This is a genomic window from Bacillus sp. MBGLi79, from assembly GCF_002953915.1.
Genome location: NZ_CP026521.1, coordinates 1099147 through 1115176, shown reverse-complemented (window position 1 = coordinate 1115176; position 16030 = coordinate 1099147). Strand labels below are relative to the sequence as shown.

Here is a 16030-nt window from a genome sequence, read left to right as displayed (position 1 = left end):
AGCTCCCATCTGTCCGCTCGACTTGCATGTATTAGGCACGCCGCCAGCGTTCGTCCTGAGCCAGGATCAAACTCTCCGATAAATGGATCACAGGTTAAGTTCACCGCATCCTGCGGCGACACCTGTGTGACCTGCATCGTGCAGGCCCTAGTTTGACTGACTAAGCACATCTCTGTGCGATTTATAAAAATGAATTAACAGGTACGTTTTGTCTTGTTTAGTTTTCAAAGATCATTTTCACTTCTTGTCGAAGCGACTTTATCAATATAACATTTTGGCTTTCTTTTGTCAAATGTTTTTTTGATTTATTTCCTCGCCGCTGTGAGCTTGATTTCTCAGAAGCGCATCAGCGACGTTTAATAATATAACACGGTCAAGAAACAGAGTCAACACCTTTTTTAAAAGAATATCCTCGGTGATAGACAGCCTGTCCTTTCGTTTCTATTTGGCTAACGTTGATAAGTCCCTTTTCTGTCAAGTAATCAAGCATAACGCCAAGATCCTGTGTAAAGTGCTTTAGGTCATGATGTTGAAGAAGCTCACCGAATTGCCAAATGTCTTTTTCTTTCATTACTTCGAAAAGATGCGCCGAACCGATCTCTGCTTTAGAATGGATAAGAAAATCATTTGCTAAGAATAATAATTCTAGTCTTTTTTCCAAGCTCTCGTGACTTTCAATCAGCTCGGAATATAATTTGTACACTTGGGGCTCCATCTGGCGCACTTGGCTCCACACCGTGGTTTCGGGATGAAATCCTCTGTCGATTACTTCAATACGTGCTAAATGATGCAACGCATGAACAACTGCGTTGTAGGCATCTAAAAATTGATTGGCTTCAAAAAAAGCTTTTCCTTCAACATACCTTCTGATTAATTTGCCGTATTCAAGTCCGATCTTCAGTTTACGTTCGGCAAACGGAAATGTATTCAGCCTGTCAATCAGTTCAGCAACGTATTCATTACGGTCAAACAAGACTCTGCCATTTACAATCCAATCTATGATTCTTCTATTTGTTCCAAGCAAAATCCATTCTTGAATCTGAGAATCTGTTACCACATGCAAAGAAGCTGTTTGATGATCGAATTCATAGTGCTTTATAAAAACTGGCTCATCAGCATCCTTTACAATCACCAGCAAAGCTGCGTCAAAGTTATCTGTTAAGGAAGATGTTTTGTTTCTTCTCTCAATCATAATGACAGCTAATGTATTGGGGTGACTTGCTCTTTCTTGGTAAATTGGGCGGAGAAGATTTTCCATCACTATTCCTCCAATGCAATTGTTCAAATTTTTTTATTCTCTATTTGATTCAATTCTATGGTTAAAACGAAATTCCTTTTTTCTAAACACATTGAACTATTATAAACAATTTCACAGCAAGTCTCCATAAGTAAATTCCAGTTCAACCGAAAACATGAAGAAAATCCCATCGGGTTTGTGCTATAGTTAAATCAGAGGGGGATGGACATGGCGAAATACTCCAGCAAAATTAATAAAATCAGAACATTCGCGTTAAGTTTGGTTTTCGTTGGGTTTATCATTATGTACATCGGGATCTTTTTCAAAGAGTCAGTTTTGCTTTCTAGTTTGTTTATGATACTTGGGCTTTTATCCATCGGTCTCAGCACGGTTGTTTACTTTTGGATTGGGATGCTTTCGACTAAAGCGGTTCGCGTCATTTGTCCAGGCTGTGATAAAGAGACAAAGGTTTTAGGAAGAGTCGATATGTGCATGCATTGCCGAGAGCCGCTGACTTTAGATAAGGGATTAGAAGGAAAAGAATTTGATGAGTCTTATAATAAAAAGAAAATGTCGAAATAAAATAAGCTGACCGTTTCGTGCGGTCAGCTTATTTTTAATGATTTTCTTTTTTCGAACACTCTTGGCAGACGCCGTAAATTTCTAAACGGTGGTGGCTTACCTTGAAGCCCGTGACGTGGGCAGCAAGCTGCTCAACTTCGTCAAGGCCCGGGTAATGGAAGTCCACAATTTTCCCGCAGTTTTCACAAATCGCGTGATAGTGATCGGATGTGACAAAATCGAATCTGCTGGAAGCATCACCGTATGTGAGCTCTTTTACCAAACCCGATTCTCGGAACACACGCAAATTGTTATATACCGTCGCTACGCTCATGTTAGGAAATTTCCCTTCCAGAGCTTTATATATATCGTCCGCTGTTGGATGAGCCATAGAGTTAACGAGATATTCCAGAATCGCATGACGTTGAGGAGTAATGCGAACTCCGGTTTCCTTCAACGTTTCTAAGGCTTCTTTTAGTTCATGTGCAGCCATCCGTCATGCACCTCTCTTCTAAAAAAAAATTCTTACATTGTAATGTTTATAATTAGTGTAACTCTTTCTACGATAATTTGTCAATTGATATCAGGGTAAAAGTAAGCATATCATTTGAGGCTGATAGACGAATTTACTTTTCCGACATATCCTTGAGGGTTTGAAGCGCTTCGGCTACATGGTCTTTCACTTTTACCTTTCTCCATTCTTTAACGAGACGGCCTTCTTTATCAATTAAAAAAGTGGAGCGCTCGATTCCCATATATTCTTTTCCGAAGTTTTTCTTCAGCTTCCACACATCAAACGCTTCCGCCAGCTTATGCTCATCATCAACAAGAAGCAGAAATGGAAGATCATGCTTCTCTTTAAATTTTCCGTGTTTTTCCTGGCTGTCCGGGCTGACACCGATAATGACGGCATCCAGTTCACTGAAGCTTTCGTGATTGTCCCGAAAATCACAGGCTTCCGTTGTACACCCCGGTGTCATGTCCTTTGGATAAAAATAAAGCACAATATACTTTCCTTTATAATCCGATAATTTTACTGTTTCCCCATGATCGCCTTTTAACTCAAGCTCAGGCGCTTTTTGTCCGATTTCTATAGTCATTACGTTACCTCCGGATGTTTTTTTATTAAGCGTATCCAATTCTTGTCCAGATTACAACCATCTCAGCTGCATCTGAAGCCCAAAGCCATTGTTCTTGTTCGCAAGCATGCTACAATAGAAAGGACGCATGGAGATATAGGAGGTTTTTATTCTTGCATACAAAATCAATTGAACTTCACAATGAGGCATTAGAGCACATTGTCGGCGGTGTAAACAGTCCGTCTAGATCATATAAAGCAGTCGGCGGCGGTTCTCCCGTTGCAATGGAGAAAGCAAGCGGCGCTTATTTTTGGGATGTGGACGGCAACAAATACATCGATTATTTAGCGGCGTATGGTCCGATTATTACAGGACATGCCCACCCGCATATTACAGAAGCGATTAAAAAAGCGGCAGAGAACGGTGTATTGTATGGAACACCGACGAAACATGAAGTTACATTTGCAAAGATGCTCAAAGAAGCTATTCCCGCTATGGACAAAGTAAGATTCGTCAATTCGGGAACAGAAGCCGTTATGACGACCATTCGCGTGGCCCGCGCATATACAGGCCGGACAAAAATCATTAAATTTGCAGGCTGCTATCACGGGCATTCGGACCTTGTGCTTGTCGCTGCAGGCTCCGGCCCGTCCACTCTCGGCACTCCGGACTCAGCCGGTGTACCAAAAAGCATTGCAAACGAAGTGATCACTGTTCCATTTAATGATATCGACAGCTATAAAGCGGCTCTTGATAAATGGGGCAGTGAAATCGCGGCGGTTCTCGTTGAACCGATTGTCGGCAACTTCGGTATCGTTGCGCCAAAAGAAGGTTTCTTAGAAAAAGTAAATGAATTGACGCACAATGCAGGCGCTCTCGTTATTTACGATGAAGTCATTACGGCTTTCCGCTTTATGTATGGCGGCGCGCAGGATCTCTTACAGGTGAAACCGGATTTAACAGCGCTCGGAAAAATTATCGGCGGCGGACTTCCGATTGGCGCCTATGGCGGCAAAAAAGAAATCATGGAGCAGGTAGCTCCGCTAGGGCCTGCTTATCAGGCAGGAACAATGGCAGGGAACCCCGCTTCCATCCTATCAGGCATCGCTTGTCTGGAAGTGCTCAAAGAGGAAGGCGTGTATGAAAAGCTTGATCACCTTGGCGCAATGCTGGAGGAAGGCATTTTACAGCACGCAGAAACACACGGCATCACAATTACTGTCAATCGCTTAAAAGGCGCACTCACGGTTTATTTCTCTGATGAGAAAGTCGAAAATTATGAGCAGGCTGAACGTAGTGACGGAGAAACATTCGCTGCGTTTTTCAAACTGATGCTGGAACGCGGAGTTAATTTAGCACCTTCTAAGTATGAAGCCTGGTTTATCACGACAGCACATACAGAGCAGGATATTAAAGACACGCTTGAGGCGGTCGAGGATGCTTTTAAACATCTTAAAAACTAGAAATTGACACCTTGGACAGGAGCATTGAGCTCCTGTTTTTTTATGGATTCAAATAACGTGTAAGATTTTGGTCTTTTTCTAGAAAAATAGCTTGAATATTTGTATCGATCCCTGTATATTACTTAATTGTTTAGCAAATAAACTAACCGGGAATTTTAAGGATTAGCCCATTTGCTATGTCACACAATTTACTATAGAAAGGAATGCACGCACAAACCAATGAAACTTGGTGCCCGCATTTTCAAAACCGGGATTGCGATTACACTTGCCCTTTATTTGGCTTCGTGGATCGGGCTTCCCGCGCCGATTTTCGCTGGAATTGCAGCGATATTTGCGATTCAGCCGTCGATTTACCGCTCTTTTCTCATTATTATTGACCAGGTTCAGGCAAATATCATCGGAGCTGTGATTGCCACAGTGTTCGGCCTTATTTTCGGACCCAGCCCGATTATGATCGGGTTAACAGCAGTTATTGTCATTACAATCATGCTGAAACTTAAAATTGAACATACAATTTCAATTGCTCTTGTAACAGTCATTGCGATATTAGAATCTGCCGGTGACGACTTTTTAATGTTCGCGCTGATCAGAACAAGCACAGTCATCTTAGGGGTGCTTTCTTCCTTTATCGTCAACCTTGTGTTTTTGCCTCCTAAGTACGAAACAAAGCTGATTCATAATACCGTGGAAAACACCGAAGAAATTATGAAGTGGATCAGATTGTCCATGCGGCAGTCGACAGAGCATTCGATTTTGAAAGAGGATATTGAAAAACTGAAAGAAAAAATGATCAAGCTTGATCAGACATATCTTCTATATAAAGAAGAAAGAAGTTACTTTAAGAAAACGACTTATGTGAAATCAAGAAAGCTTGTCCTGTTCAGACAGGCCATTATTACTGCAAACCGGGCGCTTGATACATTGAAGAAGCTGCATCGTCTGGAAAACGAGATCTATCATATGCCGGAAGAGTTTCAGGAAACACTGACTGAAGAGCTTGATTACCTGCTTTACTGGCATGAACTGATTTTAATGAGGTTTGTCGGCAAAATCAAGCCGCATGATGACGCGGATGAAGAAGGCATTCGATATAAGCAGCTTTTAACAAAGTCCTTTTTAAAAAATCAGCAAAATACGGATGAGGAGCTTATTGATTACAACATGCTCAATATTATGGCAAGCGCCGTAGAGTACCGCGAGCAGCTCGAACATTTAGAAACACTCATCACAAGTTTTCAAACGTATCATCCGAAAGACTGCGAAATAGAAACAGAAGAGTAACCCGGTTAAACAGCCGGGTTTTTTTATACAAAAAAATCTTATATCCTTCGTTAAAAGGATATAAGATTGATGTTTCAGTTCAAATTTTGAATGGTAAATAAGTGCTTGTACTGGCTGTCATAGTCCATGAGTTCATCATGGGTTCCGGTTTCAATGATTGTGCCGTTTTCCATGACGACAATCTTATCCGCATGTGTGATCGTCGATAAACGGTGGGCGACAACAAAAGTTGTTCTGTCCTTCGCCAGTTTGTCCATCGCTTCTTGAATATAATGCTCACTTTCCAGATCAAGAGCGGATGTCGCTTCATCTAAAATGAGGAGCGGCGGATTTTTTAGAAATACCCGCGCAATTGAGATCCGCTGCTTTTGTCCGCCTGAAAGCTTAACGCCTCGTTCCCCCACCCGGGTCTCATATCCTTCTGGAAAACCCATGATAAATTCATGGGCATTTGCAGCTTTGGCGGCTTCAATAATTTCTTCAAGAGTGGCATCAGGTTTGCCGATTGCGATATTCTCCCGAATCGTTTCACTGAATAAAAAGGTATCCTGCAGCACCATGCCAACCTGGTTGCGAAGGCTTCTTGCTTCATAATCGCGAATATCCGTCCCATCAATCAGCAGTCTGCCGCTTGAAACATCATAAAATCTCGGGATCAGGCTGACGAGCGTTGATTTTCCTCCTCCGCTCATGCCGACGAGAGCTACAGTTTCCCCTCTATTTACTTTTAAAGAGACATCATGGAGAATGTTTTCTTTTTCCTTTTCATATTGAAATGAAACGTTTTGAAACTCCACTCCTCCGCGAATCTGATCTGCCTTAATCGCATTTGGTTTATCAGTGAGTTCATAGGGCTCGTCGATAAATTCAAATACCCTGTCCATTGATGCGATTGACTGTGTCAAGGTTGTAGAGGAATTGATCAGTCTTCTAACTGGGTTGTACATTCTGTCAATATATCCGACAAACGCGACCATTGTTCCGACTGTCAGCGGTCCATTAATGACAAAATAGCCGGCGCACGCAATGACGATGAGCGGCGCCAAATCTGTAATGGTATTAACGACCGCAAAGGTTTTGGCATTCCAATTCGTGTGGCTGATGGCCTTATCTAAGAAATGACCATTTTTCTCATTAAATTGAGCCTGTTCATGGTCTTCTATTGCAAAGCTCCTGATGACCGGCATGCCTTGAATGCGCTCGTGCAAATGCCCCTGTACTTGAGCTAGCGCCTGTGAGCGCTCCCTTGTCAGCTTTCGTAAACGGCCGTAAAAATACTTCACTGATATGCCGTATAATGGGAATAAAACGATAGAGATCAGTGTTAATTTTATGTCCAGCGTCAGCATGATAGAGATCACGATCAAAATCGTCAGCATATCTAGCCATATATTCATCAGGCCTGTGATGACAAAATCCTTTGTTTGTTCCACATCATTGATCACTCGGGAAATGACTTCCCCTGTTCTTGTATTCGCATAAAAACGAAGGCTGAGTTTCTGTATATGGTCAAACAGCTTGGCTCTTATGTCATAAAGCACCTTGCTGGCCGTCCACTGGGCAAAATATTGCCGATAATATTCAACAGGCGGGCGCAAAATTAAAAATAAGGCGAACATGATCGCCATAATCGTGAACAATGACGTTGTTTTGTCACTAGCCGTGCCGCCTCCTTGAATAATGTCGTCAACTACGTACTTCAGAAGCAATGGGAGAGCAAGCGGAATGGAGAATTTTACGATCCCGATTAACACTGTAACGAAAATTTGCTTCTTATAAGGTTTGACGAATTGCATGTAGCGTTTCATAACCCCCACGTTGATTCCCCCTCTCTCTTGATCATGATGTGTGTGAGCCCATGTGAAAAACCTGTTGTACCCCGCAACAGGTTTTTACGTAACCATTATTTTGTATAGCGCAAATACCGTTCATACCACATATCAACAAACTCGGGCGCAAACGGTCCCTGACGCTGGTGAATCCAATGGAGCAGCGTGTTTAAGTAGTCTCTTAATATACTGTCGATTTCTTTTGGATAATTCATGGCTTTCCGGTGATCATCATATTCGTCTTCATCGAGAATATTGTAGGTCATGTCAGGGAAAACCTTAACATCTAAGTCATAATCGATATATTTAATTGCTTCGCCATCATAGGCAAACGGAGAACTGATGTTGCAATAATAATGAACCCCGTCTTCCCTCAGCATCCCGATGACATTAAACCATTGTCTTGCGTGAAAATAACAGATTGCGGGCTCTCTGGTTATCCATGTCCGGCCGTCTGATTCGGTTACCATCGTCCGGTCATTGGCCCCGATGACACACATTTCTGTACTTTTTAAGATTGTTGTCTCATTCCAAATTCTATGAATCAGCCCGTTGTGCTTATAGCTGTGAATTTGAATGGTTTCTCCTTCCTTGGGATAGCCCATATTTCTCCCCTACTTTCTATAAAGCCCTACAGTTAGTATGTCCAAATTTGCTTACCGACAACGTCTTTTACCTATTATAACGTTACAATTTGAAAAATGAAAATAAAAGAGCCATTCCGGCCGGGGAATGGCACATTCCTGCACTACACAAAGGAAGACGGCTTTTCTGAGCTGCGATAAGAACGAATGACCTGCTCTGTCTGCTTTTGAAACATATCTTGTATATCGGCAAGGTGTTTCCGTTTTACCGCAATTTCAGCCTGAATCCCCCGCAGCCTTGCATCCCTTTCCAAATGCCTGAGTTCCGCTTCAATTTGTTTGCAGCGGTCGAGCTCTGATTGGAGATCGAGAAGCTTATCCATCGTTTTCATCTGTTCACTTACCAGCTTTTCAAATTCCGTCATCGGTTCCTCCTTCAGCCTGGTGAAAGTATAAACGTTTCCTCCTTTAATCATTTCGATCTCCATAAAGCAAACCCTTTGACTCATTCTGTAGACCTTCCACAAGTTTTGTCGTTTTTTAAACAGAAAAAAGCACTTCCACCCGAAGATGAAGTGCTTTTTTCTGTTTCAGTGATTAGCTGTTTTGTTGTTTGTTTTGTTCAGCAGATTGGTTTTGTTGTCTTACCTGCTGTGTGTCAGTTTCACTAGCGAATTCAGTGCCGAATTGACCTTGTTGGCCAGCTGATTGCTGGTTTTGTTTTCTAACTTGCTGAGCGTTTGTTTCGCTAGCAAATTCAGTGCCGAATTGACCTTGACCAGCAGCTGATTGTTGGTTTTGTTTTCTAACTTGTTGAGCGTTTGTTTTGCTGAAATTATTTGAGTTAGCCATTGTTATCACCTCCACGGTCATTAGAATGTGCAGGTGATCGTATAGCTATTCCTCTTTTTTAAAAATTTTTAAACGAGCAGTGAGCGTCCGCCGTCAACGATAATAGTCTGTCCGCGGATCATGTCAGCCTTGGAAGACACTAGAAACTCAACGGTATCAACCATGTCTTTAATTTCGACCATGCGGCCCGCCGGTGTGTTTTGGCGCGCATCCTCAAGCAAATCTTCTCTATTCGGGAAGTGTTTCAGCGCATCTGTGTCGATCGCTCCGCCTGAAACAGCATTGACGATAATTTGTTTTGGTGAAAGCTCAACCGCAAGATAACGTGTTAAAGCCTCTAACGCTGCTTTTGATACACCAACCGTGGTGTAGTTTTCAAGGTAGCGGATTGAGCCTAATGAACTGATGCTGACAATATGCCCGCCTCCGTTCTTCTCCATTAGCTTGGCAGCTTCCTGAGCGCAGAAAAGCAATGCTTTCGCATTAATGTTCATCGTCCAGTCCCAGTGCGTTTCTTCTAGTTCCATGACAGGTCTCAGAACGCCTGAAGCGGCATTATTGACAAAAACATCAAGTCTGCCGAACGTTTCATCAATTTGCTGAAACATTTCTTTGATTTTTGCAGGCTGTCCTACGTTTGCTTTTACGACAAGCACTTTAACACCAAGCTTTTCGATTTCTTCCGCTGTTTCTAGTGCTGCTTTTTTGCTGCGGGCATAGTTAATGACGATGTTATAGCCGTTCTCAGCAAGTCTGATCGCGGCCGCTTTTCCGACACCGCGGCTGCTTCCTGTTACGAGTGCACATTTATTTTGTTCCATTTTTCCTCATCTCCTTGTAGCGTATAGTTCTTTTATTTCCACAAACAATAATGGCAAGAACTTTAAAGGGGGTCTTCTGTTATGTATGTCGGACGTGATATGAGCGAATTGAACATGGTTTCCAAAAAAGATTGGAAGAACAGTGAACTCGCTTATTTTCATCATGCCTTTCAGCAAATTATGCCTTATTTGAACGAAGAAGGCCAATCAAAATACCGGGAATTAACGCAAGAAATTGAGGCGCGCGGCGGAATGAAGCGCAATGAAGCGGACTACAGCCACGGCACGCGCGTCTCTTACGATTAAGAATGGTTTACGGAGCAGCCGAGTATGAGGCTGCTTCCCCTGCCATTTTCCAGATTTTTTGATGTGACACCGGGAACGCAAATTGTTCGAGCTCTTCTTTCGTTACTTTTTTCAGCTCGGCGGTATCCGACACTTGTTTTACTTTACCGAAAAACACAGAAATATTCCATACCAGGTGGGTGAAAACGTGCTCGACTACACCTTGCAGATCACTGATATCAGCTTGTATCCCATATTCGTTTTCTAGAAATGCTATGAGCTGTTCACGCTCAGTTTTGATCCCTTTTTGGGTTTCAAGATTAGGGAATTCCCATAAGTTGGCGAGCAAACCTTTAGACGGCCGTTTGTGGATATACACTTGTCCATCTTCATCGGTCAGTACGATCGCAGCCATTGTTTTGATCCCGGGCTTTTTCTTTTTGCTTTTGACCGGAAGCTCCCGTTCAGTGCCTTCTTCAAATGCTGAGCAATGCTGCTGAACCGGGCATAGCAGGCATGAAGGTGATTTTGGCGTACAGATCAAGGCTCCAAGCTCCATCAAGCCCTGATTAAATTCAGAAGGTTTTTCTTTGGAAATAAAAGCTCGTATAGCATCTTCAAAGATCGTTCTTGTTTTTGGTTTGGCAATATCATCCCAAATAGAAAGAATTCTGGACATGACACGCATCACATTTCCGTCAACCGCGGGAATGGGTTTATTGTAGGCTATACTGAGCACCGCTCCCTTTGTATAAGGGCCGACGCCTTTTAACCCGCCAAATTCTTTCTCGTTTGAAGGGACAATGCCGCCGTATTCCTGTTTTACTTCTTTTACTGCGCTTTGCAGGTTTCTGACTCGGGAATAATAGCCGAGTCCTTCCCATGCTTTCAGCACCTTTTCTTCATCTGCATCAGCGAGCGCTTCCACTGTCGGGAATTGTTCCACAAATCGCAGAAAGTAAGGAATCACAGTCTCTACTCTCGTTTGCTGCAGCATGACTTCAGATACCCACACTTTATACGGATCTTGGTCCTCTCTCCACGGAAGAACGCGCTGCTCCCGTTCAAACCATGAGATTAAATCATCGCGAAATTGCTGTATGTCTTTTTGTTTTAATTTGTCTTCAAGTACGTTCATATGTGTTTCTCCCCAGTCTTTCGCGCCCCGCTTTTCTTTAGACTGTTTTTTGTTGTACACTAAGGGCACAGTACGATAATATGTTACATTAAATAATAGTAAAGAAAAAGCGGAAACATATGAGAACGATTGAATCAGTTTAAAAATTGGGTATATGAAAATGGGGAGTTTCTTACAAAGTGAATGTGCAGGATCATCCTGCAAGGAGGTCACCTATGGATACGGGCACACATGTCGTTATGGGCATCGCACTGGGCGGTATTGCGACGCTTGATCCTGTTGTCGCATCAGATCCGGCAATGGCTCACGCTGTTATGATCGCAACGCTTGCGGGCTCTCAGGCTCCGGATATTGATACTGTGTTAAAGCTTAAAAACAATGCTGTTTATATAAGGAATCACAGAGGATTTACCCATTCAATTCCCGCCGTTTTGTTTTGGTCTGTCATCATCCCGGCGATTCTGTATTTATTTTATCCTCAGGCCAATTTTCTGCACCTGTGGCTGTGGACGCTGCTGGCCGTTGTTCTGCATGTCTTCGTCGATATATTCAACGCCTATGGGACACAAGCCATTCGTCCGTTTTCGAAAAAATGGGTTGCGCTTGGGCTGATTAATACGTTTGATCCGTTTATTTTTATCAGCCACCTGGCAGCTATTGCGGTTTGGTATGCAGGCGGCAGTCCCGGCATCACATTTCTCAGCTTATATATCATATTGGCAGGCTATTATTTGGTGCGCCTGATCATGCAGCTGAGAATTAAACGAAAGCTTCATGAGATGATTCATGATGAGATTGAAAGCATTATTATTTCTCCAACGATGAAATTTAGGCAATGGCGAATCGCAGTGACAACAGCACATGCTTTCTATGTAGGAAGAAGCATGGAAGGACACGTCGTGATTCTGGATACATTTAATCGAGTGCCTGTTCCTGAAACCGATGTAATGCATGCGGCAAAGCAGGATGATAACATCGCGGCGTTTCTGTCCTTTTCTCCGGTTTACCGGTGGGAAGTGGATACATTTAAAGATCATTATGAGGTGAGATTTATCGACCTGCGTTATCGGAGTAAAGGCCATTATCCTTTTGTGGCAATTGTTCATATCGGCCATGATCTTACGATTCGTTCGTCCTATACGGGATGGATATTCAGCGAAGAAAAACTTCAGAAAAAATTAAAGCTCGGCTCTATATAGAGCCGGGCTTTTTACGTCTTATATATAAAACAGCAAGCAGCAGACTGACGAGAGATATGATCGCCGATATGTTGAAGTATGGCGGATAGTAAGTCAGCTCAATGTGATTGTCTCCCTTTTGCGCCTTGAAGCCTATAAAAGCATAATCCGCTTTTTCAATCTTCTGTGTGTGTCCGTTGATCTTCAGCTCCCAGCCTTTTTCATATGGGATCGGAAGCATGATGTACTGGTCTTTTGACAGATGATATGCAAAGGTCAGTTGATTTTTGTTCCAATTCAGTTTCTCTGCTTTCTCTGTTTTATGTTGCAATACAGCGTTTTTCAGCGTTTCATAATTCTCTTCATAGAGCGCTATATTTCTCAGCTCATAGGTTCCTTTCGGAAGATGGATTGAGATATGGCCTGATTTAGGCACTCTGACCGTAATATCATTTACACCGGTTTTATAGATCGATTTGTTCGATTTCCTTGTTGTGACATAATCATTTACCTTTAATGTAAATCCTTTGTCTTTTGCTTTGCTTTTCAAATAAAAGCTGACATAGTAGTCTCCCGGAGCGGATGATGGCTGTTTCGGAGTGATGAGCAGCTCTCCTCCGTTTTCTCCAGTTACGGTGAGCAGTCCGTTTTGATAATGGGCTTGTTTTGCGGTGATGTCCGACTTGGTGATCAAATTGGCCGGTTTTGGTGTCTGCTCGGTTTTTCCAGATGGATCTTTTAATATGATTCCTTTCAGCATCGCCTGTTCTTTCGCAAGAGCGGGCAATTGGTCCAGCTCACTTTCACTGTATATGGCATCCGCTGTTTTGACGAATGGAAGCATGTTCTCATTCTCATAAACCGCATAATGCTCTGTTTCTAAATGCTTTTTGAAGCCGTACGGGACGCTGGCTGCGTTTGTTTTTTCCGTCATATAATATTTGCCATAAAGCAGGCTGTATAAATTCGTCCTGTCTCCCAATGACGCATAACGGCTGACGCTTTCCCTGCCCATATCGATGCTTAAATCATTCCAATAGAAGGCCAGCAGATCTTTATTTAAAATGCTGGAATAGGCGCTGAAGCCATTAAATCCGTAAATGATTGGCGTATTATTGCGGACACCGTTCATCCAGTCGATTCTCATGAGCGGGTCATTGTCTTCCTTTTGTAAACGTCTGATGAGCTCAGATGATTCTTGCCCTCTGTATTCCTCACTTGTAAGATATTCTCTTGTCACACTATCCAGATCGCCGCCTTCTGAGAGTGCGTATTTTTGATAGGAGTTGGCGACAAACAGCGAAGAAAGAATGATGATACCGTACACAGCCACTTTTGCCTGTTTTTTCGCAAAAGCTGCAGCAAACAAGGCTGCGATTGTCATGAGTAAGAGCAATAGAATGCTTTCATTCGCAGGCTTCCATATATCGAGCTTATACCTTTGGATATGATACAAGTAAAGAAGCAGGACGATAGCTATGGCCGGGAGCAGTTCTTTCCGTTTCAGTTCAGACAGCTGTGACAAACCAGCCGCCGCTGCTCCCGCAATGGTAAAGGCCAAAACATATTCAAACCGGTTTTGCGGGGCGGAAAAGCCGTTAAAGACGCTTGCCGCATACGGACTGAAATGAAAAAGAATAAACAGCAGGCTCAATCCGGCAAACAGGCGAAACACACGGTTTTTGTAAAAAGACATCATAAACAAAAACAGCAGAAAAGCGGCCGGCACAATGATGATCCGGCTCGAAAATAAGATATTATCATCGAAATTGAGCCACTCTATTTTCTGGCTGTATGGAGGGCGCAGGTTGTTTAAATAACCGTATACCACCGGCACAAACACCGCCGCACTGATGCCAAAAGAAATAAGGCCCGAAACCAGAAACAATCTGCATTGAACCCATCTTTTCACTTCATCCTGTTCCAGTCTGATCAGCCATCTGAACAGCACGTAGATTCCGATGAATATAAGGTTTATGTATGCAAAGTAAAAATTGTTGATGAACGTCAGCGAACACGCAACAATAAACCACGCCGGACGCCGCTCTCTAATGATTTTTTCTGCGCCAAGCACAAGCAGCGGAAGCCAAACCATTGTATCAGTAAAAAATTCCCAATACACTTCGTGACGGAAATAAATAATCGAGACGCCGTATAACACGGCTCCCGTAAACGATGCCGCTCTATGCTTGAGAAGATAGTGAAAAACAGAAGCGGACGTAAAGATGATCAAGCTCAATTTGAAAATACTTATAAAAACAGCTGACTCTGCCCAAAAAAGCGTATCCGCTTCTCCGATAAACTGGAGGGCTTGAAGCAGCCAGACAACGGCGGACACAGCTAGAAATAGAAAAGAAGCAGAAAAATAATAGCCGAGCTGACTGAATGTGCCGCCGCCAAGTCCGAATGAATAATTGTAGAAAAAATTCCCGTGTGTATATTGGTCAAATAATAATTTTTTAAATACGATCATTTGCGCAAGCCCGTCACCCGGACCTGTCATATATCTGCCTTCCGCCCATTCTTTCACAAAAAAGGCGTGTGCCAGAACGGACACCAGCAGACTGGCCGCATAGATCATGACATGTTTTCTTTTCATATACATTCTCCAGTCTTGCTTTTAAGATGATAGACACGCAAAAAAAGCACTGCCAATGACGCTTGGTGATTTCAGTGCATTTTTGTCAGACGCCGCACGCTTTTTAATTCGTTCGTTTCAGGCAGGTCTTTGTTTGGGATATTCGCTTCTTTGATCAAATAATGCGGGCGTTTTTTTGTTTCATAATAAATTCGGCCGATATATTCGCCTATAATCCCGAGGCTTAACAGCTGTACTCCGCCAAGAAATAACACAGCTGAGATAATTGTAAAATACCCAGGCACAGAAATACCGTTAGTCAGAATTTTAACGAATGTGGCAATGATATAAATGATGGAAAGCAGCAAGATGAAAATGCCGGTGTAAAAACATAATCTCAGCGGCTTATGATTAAATGAAACGACGCCGTCCATGCCGTAATTAAACAGACTGCTGAACGACCATTTGGATGTGCCGTTTTTCCGTTCGACATTTTCATAAAACACAATTTTCTGATCAAAGCCGATCCAGCAAAAAAGGCCTTTTGAGAAGCGGTTTCCTTCGCTCAGCTTCAAAAGAGCATTTACAGCTTGGCGGCTTAACAATCTGAAGTCACCCACACCATCACGCAAATCGACTTCCACCGCTTTATTAATGAACTTGTAATACATTGATGATAAGAGTGAGCGGACAAACCCGTCCCCTTTTCTGTTCCTTTGGGCAATCACCTGGTCATACCCTTCTTCGTAGCCTTTGATAAATTCCTTCAGCAAATATGTCGGATGCTGCAGATCGGCATCCATTACAATTACCGCCTCGCCCTGAACATGCTCAAAGCCCGCCAAAATCGCGGCTTCTTTTCCAAAATTCCGAGAAAAAGATATATATTTCACCCGGCTGCACGTCACTGCCAAGTCTTTGATCTGCTGAAGCGTGTCATCAACGCTTCCGTCATTTATGAAGAATATTTCATAGTCATAATGAATGTTTTTAAATTCCTTTTTTAAAGATTCATGAATGAGTTTGACATTATACCCTTCATTGTAAGACGGGATAATAATCGAGATTAATCCTTGCTTCATTAAGGCACCTTCTTTTTATTATTCTTTTTAAGTATTGCCTTACTGAAGATTTGTGTAAAACT

Annotated in this window: 16 protein-coding genes; 5 read left to right on the top strand and 11 right to left on the bottom strand. The window is 42.7% G+C overall.

What is annotated here, in order from left to right; translation table 11 throughout:
* Nucleotides 1-373: 373 nt before the first annotated feature.
* Nucleotides 374-1258, bottom strand: a complete 885-nt coding sequence (locus tag C1T29_RS05545; RefSeq protein WP_069839939.1) for a nucleotidyltransferase-like protein — start codon at nucleotides 1256-1258, stop codon at nucleotides 374-376.
* A 207-nt stretch (nucleotides 1259-1465) separates the two neighbouring features.
* Here C1T29_RS05545 and C1T29_RS05540 point away from each other — a divergent pair, with 207 nt between their 5' ends.
* Nucleotides 1466-1819 (top strand): YgzB family protein, encoded by a 354-nt coding sequence (locus tag C1T29_RS05540; protein WP_014479226.1) that lies wholly within the window; start codon nucleotides 1466-1468, stop codon nucleotides 1817-1819.
* A 34-nt stretch (nucleotides 1820-1853) separates the two neighbouring features.
* Here the strand turns inward: C1T29_RS05540 and perR are convergent, their stop codons facing one another.
* Both perR and bcp read right to left on the bottom strand, forming a co-directional pair.
* Nucleotides 1854-2291, bottom strand: a complete 438-nt coding sequence (perR, locus tag C1T29_RS05535; RefSeq protein ID WP_003223285.1) for a peroxide-responsive transcriptional repressor PerR — start codon at nucleotides 2289-2291, stop codon at nucleotides 1854-1856.
* Between the two features lie 133 nt (nucleotides 2292-2424).
* Nucleotides 2425-2898 carry a thioredoxin-dependent thiol peroxidase gene (gene bcp / locus C1T29_RS05530; RefSeq protein ID WP_071581305.1) on the bottom strand — a complete coding sequence of 158 codons (474 nt, stop codon included), beginning with the start codon at nucleotides 2896-2898 and terminating at the stop codon, nucleotides 2425-2427.
* Nucleotides 2899-3050: 152 nt separating this feature from the next.
* Here bcp and C1T29_RS05525 point away from each other — a divergent pair, with 152 nt between their 5' ends.
* On the top strand, nucleotides 3051-4340 hold the full coding sequence (locus C1T29_RS05525; protein WP_103749986.1) for a glutamate-1-semialdehyde 2,1-aminomutase: 1290 nt from the start codon (nucleotides 3051-3053) through the stop codon (nucleotides 4338-4340).
* Between the two features lie 219 nt (nucleotides 4341-4559).
* On the top strand, nucleotides 4560-5621 hold the full coding sequence (locus C1T29_RS05520) for an aromatic acid exporter family protein (protein WP_014663280.1): 1062 nt from the start codon (nucleotides 4560-4562) through the stop codon (nucleotides 5619-5621).
* A gap of 74 nt (nucleotides 5622-5695) precedes the next feature.
* Here C1T29_RS05520 and C1T29_RS05515 read toward each other — a convergent pair whose 3' ends face one another.
* From C1T29_RS05515 to fabL, 5 genes are all read right to left on the bottom strand, one after another.
* Nucleotides 5696-7438: an ABC transporter ATP-binding protein gene (locus C1T29_RS05515; protein ID WP_103749987.1), complete on the bottom strand. Its 1743-nt coding sequence runs from the start codon at nucleotides 7436-7438 to the stop codon at nucleotides 5696-5698.
* A gap of 86 nt (nucleotides 7439-7524) precedes the next feature.
* Nucleotides 7525-8055: a nucleoside tri-diphosphate phosphatase gene (locus C1T29_RS05510; protein WP_003223272.1), complete on the bottom strand. Its 531-nt coding sequence runs from the start codon at nucleotides 8053-8055 to the stop codon at nucleotides 7525-7527.
* 143 nt (nucleotides 8056-8198) lie between these two features.
* Entirely contained in the window at nucleotides 8199-8459 is a 261-nt protein-coding gene (locus tag C1T29_RS05505; protein WP_003242708.1) for a YgaB family protein, read from the bottom strand.
* A 172-nt stretch (nucleotides 8460-8631) separates the two neighbouring features.
* Nucleotides 8632-8886 carry a gamma type acid-soluble spore protein SspE gene (sspE, locus tag C1T29_RS05500; RefSeq protein WP_014663277.1) on the bottom strand — a complete coding sequence of 85 codons (255 nt, stop codon included), beginning with the start codon at nucleotides 8884-8886 and terminating at the stop codon, nucleotides 8632-8634.
* A 68-nt stretch (nucleotides 8887-8954) separates the two neighbouring features.
* Entirely contained in the window at nucleotides 8955-9707 is a 753-nt protein-coding gene (gene fabL / locus C1T29_RS05495) for an enoyl-[acyl-carrier-protein] reductase FabL (protein WP_003223262.1), read from the bottom strand.
* Between the two features lie 81 nt (nucleotides 9708-9788).
* On the opposite strand from fabL, the gene C1T29_RS05490 reads away from it, so the two are divergent.
* Entirely contained in the window at nucleotides 9789-10013 is a 225-nt protein-coding gene (locus tag C1T29_RS05490) for a hypothetical protein (RefSeq protein ID WP_003233542.1), read from the top strand.
* 7 nt (nucleotides 10014-10020) lie between these two features.
* Here the strand turns inward: C1T29_RS05490 and mutY are convergent, their stop codons facing one another.
* Nucleotides 10021-11130 (bottom strand): A/G-specific adenine glycosylase, encoded by a 1110-nt coding sequence (mutY, locus tag C1T29_RS05485; RefSeq protein ID WP_103749988.1) that lies wholly within the window; start codon nucleotides 11128-11130, stop codon nucleotides 10021-10023.
* A gap of 215 nt (nucleotides 11131-11345) precedes the next feature.
* On the opposite strand from mutY, the gene C1T29_RS05480 reads away from it, so the two are divergent.
* Entirely contained in the window at nucleotides 11346-12329 is a 984-nt protein-coding gene (locus tag C1T29_RS05480) for a metal-dependent hydrolase (protein ID WP_071581301.1), read from the top strand.
* On the opposite strand, the gene C1T29_RS05475 is transcribed toward C1T29_RS05480, so the two are convergent.
* Nucleotides 12322-14907, bottom strand: a complete 2586-nt coding sequence (locus tag C1T29_RS05475; protein WP_103749989.1) for a YfhO family protein — start codon at nucleotides 14905-14907, stop codon at nucleotides 12322-12324. The genes C1T29_RS05480 and C1T29_RS05475 overlap by 8 nt on opposite strands.
* A 71-nt stretch (nucleotides 14908-14978) precedes the next feature.
* Complete coding sequence (locus tag C1T29_RS05470; protein WP_014663272.1) at nucleotides 14979-15968, bottom strand: glycosyltransferase family 2 protein; 990 nt, start codon at nucleotides 15966-15968, stop codon at nucleotides 14979-14981.
* Nucleotides 15969-16030: the final 62 nt, after the last annotated feature.